The organism is Teichococcus oryzae (genome assembly GCF_008386565.1).
Taxonomy (GTDB): Bacteria; Pseudomonadota; Alphaproteobacteria; order Acetobacterales; family Acetobacteraceae; genus Pseudoroseomonas; species Pseudoroseomonas oryzae.
The window spans coordinates 101,167-118,141 of the sequence record NZ_VUKA01000002.1 but is presented as its reverse complement, the minus strand read 5'-3'; the positions used below and the strand labels follow the sequence as shown (position 1 = coordinate 118,141).

The window sequence follows — 16,975 nt, the reverse complement described above, 5'->3', positions numbered from 1 at the left end:
GCCCTCGTGGCCTTTGTTGAATCTCATGGCGCCGTCCTTGGGGTCTTGTCCCAATTGAAGGCGGGGTCCGGGGTGGCCCTTGCCACCCCGGCGGAGGGTTCCAGGGAGGCAGCGCCTCCCTGGCGTATCAGTGCCGGAAATGCCGCATCCCGGTGAACACCATCGCCAGCCCGGCCTCGTCCGCCGCCGCGATCACCTCGTTGTCGCGCATCGAGCCGCCCGGCTGGATCACCGCCGTGGCACCCGCCGCCGCCGCCGCCTGGAGGCCATCGGCGAAGGGGAAGAAGGCGTCGGAGGCGACCACCGAGCCATGCACCAGCGGCGCTTCCAGCCCGGCCGCCTTGGCCGCCTCGGCCGATTTCCAGGCGGCGATGCGGGCGGAATCGACGCGGCTCATCTGCCCGGCGCCGACGCCCACCGTGGCGCCGCCCTTGGCATAAACGATGGCGTTGGACTTGACGTGCTTGCCGACGCGGAAGGCGAAGATCAGGTCGGCCATTTCCTGCGCCGTGGGCGCGCGCTTAGTGACCACCTTCAGCGCCGCCTCGTCGATGCGGCCCGAGTCGCGCGACTGCGCCAGGAAGCCGCCCGAGACGGAGCGGATGATGCGGCCCGGCGCCGCCGGGTCGGGCAGGCCGCCGGTCAGCAGCAGGCGGAGGTTCTTCTTGCGGGCGAAGATGGCGCGGGCTTCCTCATCCGCGTCGGGGGCCACCACCACCTCGGTGAAGATCGCCGTGATGCGCTCGGCCGCGGCGGCGTCCAGGGTGCGGTTGGCGGCGATGATGCCGCCAAAGGCCGAGACCGGGTCGCAGCGCAGCGCCAGGTCCCAGGCATTGGCCAGGCTCGTGCCCTGGGCCACGCCGCAGGGATTGGCGTGCTTGACGATGACGATGGCGGGCTCGTCGAACTCGGCCACGCATTCGAAGGCGGCGTCGGTGTCGTTCAGGTTGTTGAAGGACAGTTCCTTGCCCTGCACCTGCGTCGCCGTGGCGATGCCGGGGCGGTTGGAGCCGTCGGTGTAGAAGGCTGCGCGCTGATGCGGGTTCTCGCCATAGCGCAGCGTCTGCTTCAGGCCGCCGGCCACGGACAGGGAGGGCGGGAATTCCTGCTCCAGCTTTTCCGCGAACCAGGTGGAGATCGCCGTGTCATAGGCGGCGGTGCGGGCGAAGGCGGCGGCGGCCAGAGTCTTGCGGGTGGCGAGGGAGGTGCCGCCCGAGGCCTCGATCTCCGCCTGGACCTGCGCCATCTGGTCCGGATGCGTGACCACCGCCACATCGGCATGGTTCTTGGCCGCCGCGCGGGTCAGGGCTGGGCCGCCGATGTCGATCTCCTCGACGGTTTCCCCGTAGGAGGCGCCCTTCGCGACCGTTGCCTCGAAGGGGTAGAGGTTGGACACCAGCAGGTCGATCGGCGCGATCCTGTGGCTTTCCATCTGCGCCACATGCTCCGGCAGGTCGCGCCGGCCGAGCAGCCCGCCATGGATCTGCGGCACCAGCGTCTTCACGCGGCCATCCAGGATCTCGGGGAAGCCGGTATGGTCCGAAACCTCCACCACGGCCAGGCCGTTTTCCCGCAGCAGGCGGGCGGTGCCGCCGGTGGACAGGATCTCGACGCCCTTGGACGCCAGGAAGCGCGCGAATTCCAGCAATCCGGTCTTGTCATAGACCGAGATCAGGGCGCGGCGGATGGTCACGATGTCGGCCATGGCGGAGGGGAACCTTCTCACGCAGTCTCGTCGCGGGCGGGATAGACCCTCAGGGCCGAAGCCTCAACCGGGGACCGCGCGGGTCAGCGCTGCGCGGCTGGCGGCAGGCTGACCCAATAGGTGCCGGTGAAGGGCAGGGCGGCGAAGCGGCGGTTGATCTCGGCCAGGGTGGCGCCCGGATCGAGGGTGGCGAACAGGTCGGGGCGGCTCCAGCGGGCCAGCGCCTCCACCGCCAGGATGTTCAGCGGAACGGCGTTGAAGAAATTCCACAGCCCATGGGCGCGGCCGCCCCGCACCGCCGCCAGGGCGGCGAGTCCCGGCGCCTCCAGCACGCGGGCCAGGGAATCGCGCGCCACGTCCTCCGCTATGCCGGGGCCGATCGAGAAGCCGCCCACCCCCAGCCCGTTCTGCAGGCCGGTGGCGATATAGACATCCGGCTGCTCGGTGATCAGCCATTCCAGGTTGAGCTGGCCGCCGCTGCCGCCGGGGAAGCGTTCCTCGCCGATGTTGCGGCCCCCGGCGGCCGCCAGGAAGCCGCCCACCCCGCTGCTGCCTGCCACCCAGCAGCAATCGCCGCCGCCCGGGAAGGCATGCAGCAGGACGCGCGGCGTCGGGCCGGGTTCGGCCGCCAGCTTGTCCCGGATCGCCGACAGGCGGCTTTCCCAGAAGCCGGCCAGGGCCTCCGCCTGTTCCCGCCGCCCCAGCACCTGCCCGAGCAGCCGCAGGGAGGCGGGGGTGTTGCGCAGCGGGTCCTGGTTGAAATCGGCCACCAGGGCCGGCACGCCCGCCGCCGCCAGCCCGCCCAGCAGGGTGCTGTCCCCGGCCTGCCAGCCCGCCAGGATGACGAGGTCCGGCGCCGCGGCCAGCACCGGTTCCAGCGGCAGGGTGCCGCCGCCGCCATCGCCGGTGCGCGGCAGCGCCCGCAGCCGCGGGAAGCGCGCCGCGAAGGCCTCGGCGAGGGCGGGGCTGTAACGCGCCAGGTCCGGCGCCCAGCCGGCCAGCCGCGCCACCGGGTCCGGCTCGATCAGGGACAGCGCCACAAGGTCGAAGCCGGAGCCGAGCAGCACCGCCCGGGGTTCCCGTGGGATGGTGACGCGGCGCCCTGCGAGGTCGGTCACGGTCAGCGGCCAGCCGGAAGGCGGCGCCGCCGCGGCCGGGGCCAGGGCGAGCAGGCCCAGGCTGGCCAGGACATGCAGGCTGGCCAGGACATGGCGGCGGGGCGTCATGCGGCCAGCTAGACGAGAATGCAAATCAATGTCAACAACTCGGCCCTTCTCCTCGAACGGCACAAAGACATTGCCCATGCTCCCTCCGCTTGCTCCGGCCTTTCGCCGGGTCGCCTGGCTGCTGGCCGGCACTGCCCTTGTTCCCCTGATGCCCGCTTTCCCCGCCCATGCGCAGGATGCGGCGGGCCCGGTTCTGCAATTGCCGGCCGTGGATGTTTCCGCCCGGCGCCCGCTGCCAGGCACCGAATCCCGCCGCTTCACGCCGGAAGCCGGCAGCGCGGCCACCAAGACCGACACGCCGGTGCTGGAAACGCCGCAATCGGTGTCCACCATCACGCGGGAACAGCTGGATTCCCGCAACGTGCAATCCTTGCAGGAGGCGCTGAGCTACAGCGCCGGGGTGCGCGTCAACACCTTCGGCTTCAGCCCGCGCTTCGACGATTTCGTGATCCGCGGCTTCGACGCCGTTTATACGGGGCTGTTCCGGGACGGGCTGCGGCAGGCGGCGAATTCCTTCGCCATCTTCCGCACCGAGCCCTATGGCCTGTCCGCCGTCAACGTGCTGCGCGGGCCGAGTTCCGCGCTGTATGGCCCCTCCACCGCCGGCGGGCTGGTCAACATCGTCACCAAGCGCCCGACCGACACGCCCTTCGGGGAGCTGGAACTGCAATACGGCACGCATGACCGGAAGCAGGCGCAGTTCGATCTCGGCGGCCCGCTGGGCGAGGATGGCCACTTCGCCTATCGCCTCACCGGGCTGGTGCGCGACGCCGACACGCAGAATGACAGCGTGCCGGACAACCGCCTCTACATCGCCCCCGCCTTCACCTGGCGCGCGGATGACCGGACAACGCTGACGCTGCTCGGCGCCTATCAGAAGGACAGCACCGGGGGCACCGTCACCTCCCATTACGACCCGCTGATCGGCATGACGCGCCTCAACAGCGGCGATCCCGCCTATAACGACATGAATGTCGAGCATTGGCGACTGGGCTACGAACTGGCGCATCAGGTGAACGACGCGCTGACGCTGCGGCAGAACCTGCGCTTCGGCCATGTCGATACCGACCTTGAATACAGCTACATCTACGGCATCTCGCCCGATGGGCGCTCGGCGCTGCGGGGCGCCGGGGTGCGGCGTCAGCAATTGAACACCCTGGCCGTGGACAACCAGGCGGAATGGCGCTTCGGCACCGGCCCTGTCAGCCACCAGGTGATGTTCGGCCTGGACTACCTGTATTCGTCCTTCCGCTCCAGCGGCGGCGACGCGACGGATTTCCCGTCGCTCGACCTCGCCACGCTGAACTACGGCACGCAGCCCTACAGCGATCCCGCCATCACCCTGCGCACCGCGCAGCGGCAGGACCAGCTCGGCCTCTACCTGCAGGACCAGATGCGGCTCGACAACTGGATCCTGACCTTGTCCGGCCGGCATGACTGGGTGGAGACAACCACGCGGAACCGCGCCGCCGGCAGCAAGGACACGCAGTCGGACAGCGCCTGGAGCGGGCGGGCCGGCCTGACCTATGTGTTCAACAACGGCATCGCGCCCTATGTCTCCGCCAGCAGCAGCTTCATCCCGGCCCTTGGCACCAACAGCGAGGATGGCAGCGCCTACAAGCCGATCACCGCGCAGCAATACGAGGCCGGGATCAAGTTCCAGCCGCCGGGGCGCAACAGCCTGGTCACCGCGAGCGTGTTTCACATCACGCAGCAGAACGGCATCTTCGGCGACCCGGTTTCCTTCGGCTTCACCGGGCAGCGCGGCGAGGTGCGCTCGCGCGGCTTCGAGGTGGAAGGGGTGGCGGATCTCGGCCGCGGCCTGAAGCTGCTGGCCAGCTACACTTATCTGGATGCCAAGGTGACGGAAGCGGAGGACAACACCGAGGGCCAGGTGCCCTCCGGCCAGCCGCGCCACCTGATCTCCGGCTGGGGCGACTACACGGTCACCGAGGGGCCGCTGCGCGGGCTCGGCTTCGGCCTCGGCGCCCGCCATATCGGGTCGAGCTACATCGATGACGACAACAGCGGCGGCAAGGCGAAGGCCGTGACGCTGCTGGACGCCGCCATCCGCTACGACCTCGACGCGGTGGCGCCGGCGCTGCGGGGCATGCGGGTCGCGGTGAACGCCACCAACCTGACCGACAAGGACTACTACACCTGCGCCCAGAGCTATTGCTACTGGGGAACGGGACAGACGGTGATCGGCAGCCTGCGCTATCGCTGGTGAGCGCGGGGCCGGAGGGAGGATCGCCGCTCCTTCCGGCGTTTGTTCAGCTTTCGACCTCGATCCTCGCCGCCGTGACCACGCCTTTCCACAGCGCGATCTCGCCGGCGAGGTAAGGCGCGAATTCCCTCTCCGGCAGCGCCGCGGCGGTGAAGCCGGAGGCGGCATAGGCGTCCCGCACCCGGGGCAGCGCCAGCGCCTTCGCCGCCTCGGCTTCCAGCCGCGCCAGGATGGCGGGCGGCAGGCCCGGCGGCGCCACCAGCCCGTACCAGTTGTTGACGCGGAACTCGCCGGCCTTGCCGTCCAGCACGGGCGTCCCGGGCGAGCGCGCCCAGGGCTCGGCGGTGGACACGGCCAGCAGCCGCAGCGTGCCCTGGTCGATCATCGGCCACACCGCCGCGTCGCTGAAGCCCACATCGACGATGCCGGCGGCAAGGTCGGTCAGCAGCGGCGCCGTGCCGCGATACGGGATGTGCAGCATGTCGGTGCCGAGCCGGATGTTCAGCAGCGCCTGCGCCAGATGCGTCGATGAGCCGATGCCGCCGGAGCCGAAGCGCACCTCCCGCGGCTTCGCCCGCGCCCAGGCCAGGAAGGCATCGAGGTCGGCCGCCGGCAGGTCCTTGCGCGCCACCAGCAGCAGCGGGCTGGTGGTCATCCGGCTGACATGGGTCAGCGCCATCGGGTCATAGGGCGTTTTGCGCAGCAGCGGGCCGATGGTGACGTTGCCGGCGGAGGTGATGCCCAGGGTGTGGCCATCCGGCGCGGCGCGGAACACCTGCTCGATGCCGAGCGCGCCGGCGGCGCCGGCCTTGTTTTCCACCACCACCGGCTGGCCGAGGACCGGGGACCAGGCCTCGGCCAGCACGCGGCCGATCAGGTCGAGCCCGCCCCCCGCCGGGAAGGGCACGATGATGCGGACCGGATGGCTTGGCGCCCAGGCGGGGGAGGCGGGCGGGGAAGCGGCGCGGGCGGCGCGGGGCGGGGCGAGGAGGGCGGGCGCGGCCAGCAGGCCCAGCGCGGCGCGGCGGCTGATGCGGTTCATGGTGATGTTCCGGTTCAGGCGGGGGGCAGCGCGACATGGCCGCGCGCCGCGTGCGGGGGGCGGGCCAGCCCCAGATGCTCACGCAGCGTGGCGCCGCTGTATTCGGTGCGGAACAATCCGCGCCGCTGCAATTCGGGCACGACAAGCTCGGTGAAGGCGCGGAAGCCCTCCGGGAAGGTGGGGGGCATGACGTTGAAGCCGTCCGCCGCGCCACCCTCGAACCATTCCTGCATGCGGTCGGCGATCTCCGCCGCGCTGCCCACCACCATGTGGTGCCCGCGCGACACGGCGATGCGCTCGTAAAGCTGGCGGATCGACAGGTTCTCGCGCTTCGCCAGGTCGGCGATCACCTTCAGCCGCGCCTTGCCCACATCGGTGTCGGGCAGCTCCGGCAGGGGGCCGTCCACGTCATAGGGCGAGAAGTCGAAGCCGCCGGTCAGGAAGGACAGCAGCGACAGGCCGACATCCGGGTGCAGCAGGCGTTGCAGCTCCGCCATGCGGTCCTCCGCCTCGGCGCGCGTGCGGCCTACCACGGGGAACAGGCCGGGCATCACCTTCACCGCCTCGGCGTCGCGGCCATGCGCGAGGAGGCGGCGCTTGATGTCGGCGTAGAATTCCTGCGCGTCGGGCAGCGCCTGGTTGACGGCGAAGATCACCTCGGCGGTGCGGGCGGCGAGGTCGCGGCCGGCCTCCGACCCGCCGGCCTGCACCAGCACCGGGTGGCCCTGCGGCGGGCGCGCCAGGTTCAGCGGGCCGCGCACGGTGAAATGCTCGCCCTGATGGTCCAGCACGCGCAGCTTGCCGGCGTCGAAGTAGATCCCGCTTTCCACGTCGCGGACCAGGGCATCATCGGCGAAGCTGTCCCACAGCCCCTTTGTCACCTCCACGAACTCGGCGGCGCGACGATAGCGGTCGGCATGCGCCATGTGGCTGTCGCGGCCGAAATTCCACGCCTCGTTGCTGTTGGAGGTGGTGACGATGTTCCAGCCGGCCCGCCCGCCCGAGATGTGGTCCAGCGTGCCGAAGGCGCGGGCGATGTGATACGGCTCGGAATAGGTGGTGGAGCCGGTGGCGACGAGGCCGATGCGCTCCGTCACCACCGACAGGGCGGAGAGCAGCGCGATCGGCTCGAAGATGTTGGCGCGGGTGGTGCGGCGCACCGCCGGCCAGTCGGTCTGCGGCACGCAGTTGTTGTCGGCCAGGAACAGCATGTCGAAGCGCGCGGCCTCGGCCATGCGGGCGATCTCCGCGAAGGCGCGGATGCTGGTGGGCATGTCGGCCTGCGCGCCGGGATGCCGCCAGCCGGCGATGTGATGCCCGGTGGAAAGCAGGAACAATCCAAGGCGCATCTGGCGCGGGGAGGAAGCAGGCATGCGGCGGGAATCCCGGAAAAGGGGCGTCTCGCTCCCCTTCGATCAACAATCCGCCGCTAGATACCGTGATAGATATGATTGCACAATATCAAGTCGCGGATTGGCCCCGGCATTCCACCGTGACATGCGCCAGCCCGTGGATCGGCGCCAGCCGCCCGCGGACGGCCTCCACCGCCAGACCGCCGCTGACGCTGACGATCGCGGCATGGGCCTCCGGCCCGACGCGCCAGACATGCAGGTCGGTGATGCGCGTCCCGCCGCCATCGTCGAGGCGGGCGCGGATTTCCGCTTCCAGCCGCGGGTCGGTGACGTCCAGCAGCATGGCGGCGGTGTCGCGCATCAGGCTCCAGGACCAGCGGGCGATCACCGCCGCGCCCAGCATGCCCATGGCGGGATCGAGCCAGGCCCAGCCCAGGAAATAGCCGCCCAGCAAGGCCAGGATAGCCAGCACCGAGGTCAGCGCATCGGCCAGGACGTGCAGATAGGCGGAGCGCAGATTGTTGTCGCCATGCCCGTGGTGGTGATGGCTGTGGTGGCCGTCATGCCCATGGCCGCCCCCGTGATGGCGGTGGCCGCCCGACAGCAGCAGCGCGCTGAGCAGGTTCACCGCCAGGCCGATCACCGCCACCAGCGCGGCCTGGCCGAAGGCCACGTCGCCCGGGCTCACCAGCCGCGCCGCCGATTCGGCCGCGATGCCGAGGGCGAACAGGACCAGCACCAGGGCCGATGCGAAGCCCGCCAGATCCCCCACCTTGCCGGTGCCAAAGGAAAAGCGGCGGTCATGCGCGTGCCGGCGGGCAAAGGCATAGGCGGCGGCGGCAATGGCCAGGGCGCCGGCATGGGTGGCCATGTGAACCCCGTCCGCCAGCAGCGCCATGGAGCCGAAGGCAAGGCCGGCGGCGATTTCCGCCACCATCATGGCCGCGCTCAGCAGCACGACCCAAAGGGTGCGGCGCGCATTCTCGTCATGCGCGCGGCCCAGGAAGACATGGCTGTGCGGCTCGGCCATGGCGGCGTCCTATCTGGAATAGCGGCGGATCACGACGATCAACTCCTCGGCGCCGGCGGCGCGCTGGGCGTCGGACAGGCCGGGCCGGGCGACATGCTCGCGCAGATGGTCTTCCACGATCTCGTCCAGCAGGCCGTTCACCGCGCCGCGCACGGCGGCGACGCGCTGCAGGGTGGTGGCGCAATCGGCCCCTTCCAGCAGGGCGCGCTCCACCGCCTCCAGCTGTCCGGCGATCCGGTGGACGCGGTTAACCAGGGGCTGCCGTTTCTCTTGCAGATGCATATACCCTACCTGGGTAGGGTATGAAGGGCCGCAAGGGCGCCGGTCCCTGGCGCGGTATGCCGGCGTCAGGCGGCGAGCCGCTTGAACATGTAGGTCGTGGCCCCCGTGCCGCCCGGCACCAGGGCGAAATCCGGGATCTGCCCCGCTTCCTGCCAGCCCAGGCTGCGATACAGCGCTTCCCCCGCATCGCCGCTCAGCGTGTCCAGCACCAGCAGCCAGCGGCCATCGCTGGCCGCCATGGCTTCCAGGGCCAGCATCAGCGCCCGGCCGATACCCAGCCTGCGGGCGGCGGGATGCACCATCAGCTTGGAGATTTCCGCCCGGTGGCGGCCATTCGGCAGGCCGGCCGGCACCAGCGATCCCGTGCCGACGACCCGCCCTTCCCGCCGCGCCACCAGCATGCGCCGGCTGCCATCCGACAGGGAAGGGTGCAGCCCCTGCCAGAAGGCGGCGGCATCCCTGGCGGCCAGGGGCGGCAGGAAGCCGATGCTGGCGCCATCGTCGACGCAGGCCTGGAGCATCTCCGCCAGCTCCGGCAGGGCGGCGGGCAGGGCGTCGGCGGACAGTTCCTGGATCATGGCGGGCCTTTCAGGGCGGGCAAAGCGCCAGCACGTAGCGCGCGGGCGCCCCGCCGGCGGGGCAATGGAAGTGGCTGGGGCCGAACAGGCGGTATCGCAGGCAATCCCCGGGGCAGAGGCGGTGCGTTTCTCCTTCCACCGTCAGTTCCAGCCTGCCTTCCAGCATCCAGAGATGATGCTCCAGTCCCGGTTGCGGCGCGGTGTCGTAGGTGACGCTGGCGCCGGCGGGCAGGGTGCCTTCCAGCATCTCCCCGCGCAGCCCGCCGCCAGGCGGCGAAAGGATGCGGCGCCGGAAGCCGCTTTCCGGATCGGTCCAGCAAGGCTGGATGGCGCAGGGGATGAGGCGCGGCGCCGCTTCCTCCACCTCCGTCATCAGCCGGGACAGGGTGCGGCCATAGGCGGTGCAAAGCCGGCCCAGCATGGTGGCGGTGGGGCTGGCCTCACCACGTTCCAGGCGGGACAGGGTGGGGCGGCTGATCCCGGTGCGCTCGGCCAGGGTGTCGAGCGACCAGCCCTGTTCCGCGCGCAGGGCGGCGAGGCGGGCGGCCAGGCGCGCCTCCAGGGGATCGGCGAGGCTCTCTCTCATATTGGAGAGAATTTCTCATCCGAGAGAGCGTCGTCAAGCGGTGTCTCGCGCTGTTTCTGTTTGGTTCCTATCATGGGCGCCTTCTGCCTGGAGTCGCGCATGCCTGAATGGCTGCTGCCCTTGTCCCTCGCGGCCGCGCCGGTGGCGTTGCTGCTGCTGGTGCTGGCCCTGCGCCGCCCCTCCGGCGTGCCATCCGATGCCTTGGCGCTGCTGGCCGGCAAGCTGGAAGCCGTGGCCGGGACGCAGGAGCGCCTCGCCGCCCTGACCGCCGACCGGCTGGCGCAGCAGGACCACGCCCTGGCCGAGCGGCTGGACCTGTCGGCCCGCCGCCTCGACGCCGCGCTCAGGGCGCAGAATGACCGCCTCGCCGCGCAGGAGCGGGCCATGGCGGACCGGCTGGCGCGCTCCACCCAGGGCATCACCGACAGCATCGCCCATGCGCTGGGCAAGCAGAATGACCGGCTCGCCGCCGCCAACCTCGCGCTCAACCAGGCCATCGCGGCGCAGAACGAGCGGCTGGACGCGGCGCTGGCGGCGCAGGGTGAGAGGCTGGCGCGCAACCTGGCGGAATCCGCCCAGCGGGCGCAGGACACGGCGGGGCAGATCCAGGAGCGGCTGGCGGTGATCGACGCCGCGCGGCAGAACATGGAGGCGCTGGGCGGGCAGGTGAACAGCCTCGCCGCCATCCTGGGCAACAAGCAGCAGCGCGGCGCCTTTGGCGAGATGCAGCTGCGCCAGCTGATCGAGGACCGCCTGCCGCCGGATGGCTTCGCCTGGCAGCACACCCTGTCCAATGGCACGCGCTGCGATTGCCTGATCCGGCTGCCCTATCCGCCCGGCCCGGTGGCGGTGGACAGCAAATTCCCGCTGGAAGCCTGGCAAGGCTGGCGCGACGCCGCCGAGGATGTCGGCGCCCGCACCGCCGCCGGCCGGCAGTTCAGCGCCGATATGCGCCGCCATGTCGATGACATCGCCCGCAAATACCTGATCCCCGGCGAAACCGCCGAGGCCGCGATCCTGTTCGTCCCCTCCGAGGCGGTGTTCGCCGAGCTGCACACCGGCTTCACCGCCGTGGTGGACGAGGCGCAGCGCCGGCGGGTCTATATCGCCTCCCCCACCACGCTGTGGGCGATGCTCTCGGCGATGCGCTCGCTGATGCAGGATGTGCGGATGCGGGCCCAGGCCGGCCGCATCCGCGAGGAGGTGGCGCGGCTGATGGCCGACCTGAACCGGCTGAACGACCGGGTGGGCAAGCTGAAATCGCACTTCACCCAGGCGCAGGACGACATCCGCATGATCGACATCAGCACGGACAAGATCCTGCGCACCGGCGCCCGCATCGAATCCGCCGAGATGGATGACGCGCCGCCCGCCACTCCGGCCCTGCCGCTGCCGGGAGAGATGGCGGGAGGATGAGCATGTCCCGGTGACGACAGCCTGGGTGATGGATGGCCTGGGCGGTGGATGGCTTCGGCGCCGCGCCGCCGGTGGCAGCTTATTCCGCCGGCACGCCGAGCAGGCCCTGCCGGGAGCGGCCGCGTTGCCGGTGCGCCAGCACCGAAACGATCACCAGCCCGCCGATCATGCCCACATGCTCAGTGGCGGTGTGGAAGGCGTGGATGGCACGGTCACCCTCCATCGCCCAGAAGCGGTGCACGATGGGGATGGTCAGGGCGGTGAACACGCCCAGCGCCCCGGCGCCGAGCCAGGTCCAGCGGTTCAGGATCACCAGCACTGATCCACCCAATTGGGTGATGATGGTCAGGGTGTTGAACAAGGCGGGTGGGTTCAGGCCGAACATCGCCATCTCCGCCACGCCGCCCTCGAAGTCGATGAGCTTCGCCATGCCGCTGCCCCAGAAGGGCAGGGTGAGCAGAACGCGCGCCAGAAGCTCAACCAGGGCGCTGTTCAGGATGGAGCCGATCAGATGGGGCATATGTTGTTTCCGCGTTTGGCGGGCGGCAGCGATACCGATTTCGTTTCGAATTGGAAACGGAATATCCTGCCGCTCGCCGGAATGTGCGGAGCATCCGCTGCCTCAGCCGGTGCGGAAGCGGGCCCTGGTGACGCTGTCGCCCTGCAATGCCGCGGCAATGGCATCGCGCCCGGCCTCGCTGCGGGCGATGGCCAGGACCTCGGTGAACCAGGGCGCCTGGCCCCGGGCGCGGGCCAGGAACAGGCGGTCCAGCGCGATGGCAACCGGGTTGCGGGGCTGGCAGCAGGCGCAGCCGGCCGGATGCGCCCCCGCCGGGGGCGCCGCGAAATGCTCCACCCGCGCGGCGCCCGGCGGCAGGGCGGCGCCATCCTCGGCCAGCAGCACGGCGCCCGATAGAGCTTCCGATCCGGCCCGCGGTGGGGCATCGGGCATATCCAGCAGGCGGACAGGGATGCGCGCATCGAGGGACCAAACCATGAGGCTAGACATAAGGATATCTTTATGTCAGTTGCAAGCGCATGGAGCCCATGCTGGCGCAATTGCGCGCTGCCGCCGAACCGACACGCCTGCGCCTGCTGGCCCTTTGCGCCCGCGGCGCCTTTTGCGTGACGGAGATGTGCGCGATCCTGGGCCAGTCCCAGCCCCGCCTGTCGCGCCATCTCAAGCTGCTGGTGGAAGCCGGGCTGCTGGAACGGCTGCCGGAAGGCGCCAATGTGTATTTCCAGCTTCCGCCGGAGGCCAGCCTGGTGCGGCAGATCCTGGCCCGCCTGCCGGAGGACGACGCCACCATCGCGGCCGACCGCCGCGCCAGCGCCCGCATCGCCGCCGAGCGCGCCCGCATCGCCTCCGAATCCTTCCGTCGCGAAGGCGCCGACTGGGACGAGATCCGCGCCCTGGGCCTGCCGGTGGCGGCGATCGAGGCGGCGCTGCTGGAGTTGCTGCCGCCGCGCCTGGGCCGCGTCGCCGATATCGGCACCGGCACGGGCCGGCTGCTGGAGCTGATGGCGCCGCGCGCCGAGGCCGTGCTGGGGCTCGATGCCAGCCGCGAGATGCTGGCCCTGGCGCGGGCCCGGCTGGGCGAGCGCGGCATCGGCAACGCGTCCGTCCGCCTGGCCGACATGTACCGCCTGCCCCTGCCGGATGCCGGCTTCGACGCCGTGACCCTGCAGATGGTGCTGCATTACGCCGAGGACCCCGCCGCCGCCCTGGCCGAGGCCGCGCGGCTGCTGCGGCCCGAGGGGCTGCTGGTGATCATCGACCTGACGCCGCATGAGCGGGCCGACCTGCTGACCCGGCAGGCGCATCGCTGGCCCGGCTTCGACGACGCGGCGCTGGCCGGATGGCTCGGCGCCGCCGGCTGCGCGCCATTGCCGGCGCTGGAGGTGGCTGGGCCGATCCCCGTGCGCCTGTGGCCGGCCCAGCGGCTGGCCGCCCCCGTGTTGACGCCCGAAACCGTTCTGAATTTCTGAAAGGCCCGATCCATGGCCCGTCCGCCCCTGCTGCAAGCCCTGCGCGACCGCGTGCTCCTGTGCGATGGCGGAATGGGCAGCCGCGTCCAGGCGCTGACGCTGGATGTGGAGAAGGATTACTGGGGCAAGGAGAACTGCACCGAGGTGCTGTGCCTTTCCCGCCCCGAGCTCGTGCGGGAAATCCACCGCGGCTATTACGAGGCCGGGTCGGACATGGTGCTGACCAACTCCTTTGGCGGCTCCCCCATCACGCTGGAGGAGTTCGAGCTGGGCTCGAAGGCCTTCGAGATCAACAAGCTCTCGGTGGAGCTGGCACGCGAGGCGGCGGAAAGCTTCGCCGACGGGCGGGACCGCTGGGTGATCGGCGATATCGGCCCCGGCACCAAGCTGCCGAGCCTCGGCCATATCGACTATGACACGCTGGAAGCGGCGCTGACCGAGCAGTGCCGCGGCCTGATCGCCGGCGGCGCCGACGCGCTGCTGACCGAGACCAACCAGGACACGCTGTTCATCAAGGCCGCCGTCAACGCCGCCAAGATCGCGCTGCGCGAGGCGGGCAAGGATATCCCGATCTTTGTGCAGGTGACGGTGGAAACCACCGGCACGCTGCTGGTGGGCTCCGACATCGCCGCCGCCACGGCGGTGATCCAGGCGCTGGACGTGCCGCTGATCGGGCTGAACTGCGCGACCGGCCCGCAGGAAATGGCCGAGCATGTGCGCTACCTGGCGCAGAACTGGCCGGGCCTGATCTCGGTGCAGCCCAATGCCGGCCTGCCGGAGCTGGTGGACGGCAAGACACATTACCCGCTGGGCGCCGCCGAGATGGCCTCCTGGATGGAGCGCTTCGTGGCCGAGGACGGCGTCAACCTGATCGGCGGCTGCTGCGGCACCTCCACGCCGCATATCCAGGCGCTGGATGCCATGCTGCGCCGCGTGGATGGCGGGACGTTCCGCCCCGCGCCGGTGAAGCGCAATGTCCATTGGGTGCCGCAGGTGGCGAGCCTGTATGGCGCCACCACGCTGCGGCAGGAGAACAGCTATTTCTCCATCGGCGAGCGCTGCAACGCCAATGGCTCCAAGGCCTGGCGCGAGCGGCAGGCGGCGCATGACTGGGATAGCTGCGTCTCGATCGGCCGCGAGCAGGTGGCGGAAGGCTCCAACTCCCTCGACATCTGCACCGCCTTTGTTGGCCGCGACGAGATGGCGGAGATGAACGAGGTGGTCCGCCGCTTCACCGGCTCCGTCAACGCGCCGCTGGTGATCGACAGCACCGAAACGCCGGTGATCGAGGCGGCGCTGAAGCTGCATGGCGGCAAGCCCATCATCAACTCGATCAATTTCGAGGATGGCGAGGGCCACGCGCATGACCGCCTGAAGCTCGCCAAGAAGTTCGGCGCCGCCGTGATCGCGCTCACCATCGACGAGGTGGGCATGGCGAAGACGCCCGAGGACAAGCTGCGCATCGCTGAGCGGCTGGTGGATTTCGCCTGCAACAAGCACGGCCTGCCGCAAAGCGACCTGCTGATCGACCCGCTGACCTTCACCATCGCCACCGGCAACGAGGATGACCGCAAGCTGGGGCAATGGACGCTGGAAGGCATCCGCATGATCCGGGACAAGTTCCCCGACATCCAGATCATCCTCGGCCTGTCCAACATCTCCTTCGGCCTGAACCCGGCCTCGCGCCATGTCCTGAACTCGGTGTTCCTGGACCACGCGGTGAAGGCGGGCATGACCGGCGCCATCGTGCACGTCTCCAAGATCAAGCCGCTGCACTCGATCCCGCCCGAGGAGGTGAAGGTCGCCGAGGACCTGATCTTCGACCGCCGCAGCGAGGGCTACGATCCGTTGCAGCGCCTGCTGGAGATGTTCGCCGGCCGCAAGGCGGCGGATTCCGCCAAGAAGGCGAAGGCCGAGACGGTCGAGGGGCGCCTCAAGGACCGCATCGTCGATGGCGACCGCAAGGGGCTGGACGAGGAGCTGGCCGATGCGCTGGCCAAGGGCATCAAGCCGCTCGACATCATCAACGGCATCCTGCTCGACGGCATGAAGGTGGTGGGCGAGCTGTTCGGCGCCGGCAAGATGCAGCTTCCCTTCGTGCTGCAATCGGCGGAAACCATGAAGGCCGCCGTCGCCTATCTCGAACCCCACATGGAGAAGGTCGAGGGGCAGGAGAAGGGCACCATCGTGCTGGCGACCGTGAAGGGCGATGTGCACGACATCGGCAAGAACCTCGTCGACATCATCCTCACCAACAATGGCTACAAGGTCGTCAATCTCGGCATCAAGGTGCCGCTGAACGACATGGTGGCGGCGGTGCGCGAGCACCGGGCGCATGCCATCGGCATGTCCGGCCTGCTGGTGAAATCCACCGTGGTGATGAAGGAGAACCTGGAGGAGATGTCGCGCCAGGGCGTGGAGGTGCCGGTGCTGCTGGGCGGCGCCGCGCTGACGCGCAACTTCGTCGAGGATGACTGCGTCCGCGCCTATGCCAATGGCAAGGTCGCCTATGCCCGCGATGCCTTCGATGGCCTGCACCTGATGGACAAGGTGATGGGCAATGGCTTCGAGGACTACCTGGCCGCGCTGCAATCCAAGCGCTCCGGCAAGTCGCGCAACCAGGCCCGCACCCTGGGCACCGCCGACCCGCGCGGCTTCGCGCCGGTGGAACTGGGTTACGCGCAGGAGCGCCGCCGCCGCCTGACCGCCGGTGAGCCGGTGCCGGTGCCGCCCTTCTGGGGCGCGCGGGTGATCGAGGCCGCGCCCAAGGCGGTGGTGCCCTTCATCAATGAGCGCTCGCTCTACCAGTTCCAGTGGGGCTTCCGGAAGCAGGGCCGGTCCTTGGAGGATTTCATCGGCTGGGCGAAGCAGGAGCTGCGCCCGGTGCTGAAGCGCATGCTGGCGCTGGCGGAAGCGGAGAACATCCTCCGCCCGCAGGCGATCTACGGCTACTGGAAATGCGCCGGCCAGGGCAATGACGTGATCCTGTTCGCCGAGGACGGGGCCACGGAAGTCGCCCGCTTCACCCTGCCGCGCCAGCCGAAGCAGGATGGCGAATGCATCGCCGATTTCGTGCGCGACATCGATGACGGGCCGGAGCGGCGCGACGTGATCGGCCTGCAGGTGGTCACCGTCGGGCAGAAGGCCAGCGACATCGCGCGCGACTGGTTCGAGGGCAACCGCTACCAGGATTACCTCTACCTGCACGGCCTGTCGGTCGAGATGGCCGAGGCGATGGCGGAATATGTCCACAAGCGCATCCGCGCCGAACTCGGCTATGCCGGGGAGGATGACCGCGACATGGAGAAGATGCTGAGCCAGGGCTATCGCGGCGGCCGCTATTCCTTCGGCTATCCCGCCTGCCCGCGGCTGGAGGACCAGGCGCCGCTGCTGAAGCTGCTGGATGCGGAACGGGTTGGCGTGTCCATCAGCGACGAATGGCAGCTGCATCCGGAGCAATCCACCAGCGCCATCGTGCTGCATCACCCGCGGGCGAAATACTTCTCCGTCTGATCCGTGCCGCCCGCACCGGGCGGGGCCGG

General features: G+C 70.0%; 14 protein-coding genes. 4 read left to right on the top strand and 10 right to left on the bottom strand.

All coding sequences use genetic code 11. The features are described from left to right. Positions 1-127: 127 nt before the first annotated feature. Positions 128-1,705 carry a bifunctional phosphoribosylaminoimidazolecarboxamide formyltransferase/IMP cyclohydrolase gene (gene purH / locus F0Q34_RS06660; RefSeq protein WP_149811400.1) on the bottom strand — a complete coding sequence of 526 codons (1,578 nt, stop codon included), beginning with the start codon at positions 1,703-1,705 and terminating at the stop codon, positions 128-130. An 83-nt stretch (positions 1,706-1,788) separates the two neighbouring features. Further along, positions 1,789-2,931, bottom strand: coding sequence for an ABC transporter substrate-binding protein (locus F0Q34_RS06655; RefSeq protein WP_149811399.1), 1,143 nt, complete (start codon positions 2,929-2,931; stop codon positions 1,789-1,791). A 76-nt stretch (positions 2,932-3,007) separates the two neighbouring features. Here F0Q34_RS06655 and F0Q34_RS06650 point away from each other — a divergent pair, with 76 nt between their 5' ends. Beyond that, positions 3,008-5,161 (top strand): TonB-dependent siderophore receptor, encoded by a 2,154-nt coding sequence (locus F0Q34_RS06650; RefSeq protein WP_161600786.1) that lies wholly within the window; start codon positions 3,008-3,010, stop codon positions 5,159-5,161. Between the two features lie 43 nt (positions 5,162-5,204). Here the strand turns inward: F0Q34_RS06650 and F0Q34_RS06645 are convergent, their stop codons facing one another. The 6 genes from F0Q34_RS06645 to F0Q34_RS06620 all read right to left on the bottom strand — a co-directional run bounded on the left by F0Q34_RS06645 (position 5,205) and on the right by F0Q34_RS06620 (position 10,028). After that, positions 5,205-6,200 (bottom strand): tripartite tricarboxylate transporter substrate binding protein, encoded by a 996-nt coding sequence (locus F0Q34_RS06645; RefSeq protein WP_149811397.1) that lies wholly within the window; start codon positions 6,198-6,200, stop codon positions 5,205-5,207. A 14-nt stretch (positions 6,201-6,214) separates the two neighbouring features. Further along, positions 6,215-7,573, bottom strand: coding sequence for an LLM class flavin-dependent oxidoreductase (locus F0Q34_RS06640; RefSeq protein ID WP_149811396.1), 1,359 nt, complete (start codon positions 7,571-7,573; stop codon positions 6,215-6,217). An 88-nt stretch (positions 7,574-7,661) separates the two neighbouring features. Continuing rightward, positions 7,662-8,582 (bottom strand): CDF family Co(II)/Ni(II) efflux transporter DmeF, encoded by a 921-nt coding sequence (gene dmeF / locus F0Q34_RS06635; RefSeq protein WP_149811395.1) that lies wholly within the window; start codon positions 8,580-8,582, stop codon positions 7,662-7,664. Positions 8,583-8,591: 9 nt separating this feature from the next. After that, the gene (locus F0Q34_RS06630; RefSeq protein ID WP_149811394.1) at positions 8,592-8,864 is read right to left on the bottom strand and encodes a metal/formaldehyde-sensitive transcriptional repressor; all 273 of its coding nucleotides are present in this window, start codon (positions 8,862-8,864) and stop codon (positions 8,592-8,594) included. Positions 8,865-8,929: 65 nt separating this feature from the next. Further along, positions 8,930-9,442 (bottom strand): GNAT family N-acetyltransferase, encoded by a 513-nt coding sequence (locus F0Q34_RS06625; protein ID WP_149811393.1) that lies wholly within the window; start codon positions 9,440-9,442, stop codon positions 8,930-8,932. A 10-nt stretch (positions 9,443-9,452) separates the two neighbouring features. Further along, the gene (locus tag F0Q34_RS06620; RefSeq protein ID WP_149811392.1) at positions 9,453-10,028 is read right to left on the bottom strand and encodes a helix-turn-helix domain-containing protein; all 576 of its coding nucleotides are present in this window, start codon (positions 10,026-10,028) and stop codon (positions 9,453-9,455) included. A 99-nt stretch (positions 10,029-10,127) separates the two neighbouring features. Here F0Q34_RS06620 and rmuC point away from each other — a divergent pair, with 99 nt between their 5' ends. Continuing rightward, complete coding sequence (gene rmuC, locus F0Q34_RS06615; RefSeq protein WP_149811391.1) at positions 10,128-11,444, top strand: DNA recombination protein RmuC; 1,317 nt, start codon at positions 10,128-10,130, stop codon at positions 11,442-11,444. 79 nt (positions 11,445-11,523) lie between these two features. On the opposite strand, the gene F0Q34_RS06610 is transcribed toward rmuC, so the two are convergent. Next, complete coding sequence (locus F0Q34_RS06610) at positions 11,524-11,964, bottom strand: DoxX family protein (RefSeq protein WP_149811390.1); 441 nt, start codon at positions 11,962-11,964, stop codon at positions 11,524-11,526. A 102-nt stretch (positions 11,965-12,066) separates the two neighbouring features. Next, positions 12,067-12,441, bottom strand: a complete 375-nt coding sequence (locus F0Q34_RS06605) for a hypothetical protein (RefSeq protein WP_241665363.1) — start codon at positions 12,439-12,441, stop codon at positions 12,067-12,069. Positions 12,442-12,491: 50 nt separating this feature from the next. Here F0Q34_RS06605 and F0Q34_RS06600 point away from each other — a divergent pair, with 50 nt between their 5' ends. Both F0Q34_RS06600 and metH read left to right on the top strand, forming a co-directional pair. Then, positions 12,492-13,433, top strand: a complete 942-nt coding sequence (locus F0Q34_RS06600; RefSeq protein WP_456316234.1) for an ArsR/SmtB family transcription factor — start codon at positions 12,492-12,494, stop codon at positions 13,431-13,433. A 12-nt stretch (positions 13,434-13,445) separates the two neighbouring features. Next, positions 13,446-16,946, top strand: a complete 3,501-nt coding sequence (gene metH / locus F0Q34_RS06595; protein WP_149811387.1) for a methionine synthase — start codon at positions 13,446-13,448, stop codon at positions 16,944-16,946. Positions 16,947-16,975: the final 29 nt, after the last annotated feature.

Coding starts and splice junctions, on each gene's coding strand:
- purH (WP_149811400.1), bottom strand. CDS start 1,705: ATGGCCGACATCGTGACCATCCGCCGCGCCCTGATCTCGGTCTATGAC.
- F0Q34_RS06655 (WP_149811399.1), bottom strand. CDS start 2,931: ATGACGCCCCGCCGCCATGTCCTGGCCAGCCTGCATGTCCTGGCCAGC.
- F0Q34_RS06650 (WP_161600786.1), top strand. CDS start 3,008: ATGCTCCCTCCGCTTGCTCCGGCCTTTCGCCGGGTCGCCTGGCTGCTG.
- F0Q34_RS06645 (WP_149811397.1), bottom strand. CDS start 6,200: ATGAACCGCATCAGCCGCCGCGCCGCGCTGGGCCTGCTGGCCGCGCCC.
- F0Q34_RS06640 (WP_149811396.1), bottom strand. CDS start 7,573: ATGCCTGCTTCCTCCCCGCGCCAGATGCGCCTTGGATTGTTCCTGCTT.
- dmeF (WP_149811395.1), bottom strand. CDS start 8,582: ATGGCCGAGCCGCACAGCCATGTCTTCCTGGGCCGCGCGCATGACGAG.
- F0Q34_RS06630 (WP_149811394.1), bottom strand. CDS start 8,864: ATGCATCTGCAAGAGAAACGGCAGCCCCTGGTTAACCGCGTCCACCGG.
- F0Q34_RS06625 (WP_149811393.1), bottom strand. CDS start 9,442: ATGATCCAGGAACTGTCCGCCGACGCCCTGCCCGCCGCCCTGCCGGAG.
- F0Q34_RS06620 (WP_149811392.1), bottom strand. CDS start 10,028: ATGAGAGAGAGCCTCGCCGATCCCCTGGAGGCGCGCCTGGCCGCCCGC.
- rmuC (WP_149811391.1), top strand. CDS start 10,128: ATGCCTGAATGGCTGCTGCCCTTGTCCCTCGCGGCCGCGCCGGTGGCG.
- F0Q34_RS06610 (WP_149811390.1), bottom strand. CDS start 11,964: ATGCCCCATCTGATCGGCTCCATCCTGAACAGCGCCCTGGTTGAGCTT.
- F0Q34_RS06605 (WP_241665363.1), bottom strand. CDS start 12,441: ATGGTTTGGTCCCTCGATGCGCGCATCCCTGTCCGCCTGCTGGATATG.
- F0Q34_RS06600 (WP_456316234.1), top strand. CDS start 12,492: ATGCTGGCGCAATTGCGCGCTGCCGCCGAACCGACACGCCTGCGCCTG.
- metH (WP_149811387.1), top strand. CDS start 13,446: ATGGCCCGTCCGCCCCTGCTGCAAGCCCTGCGCGACCGCGTGCTCCTG.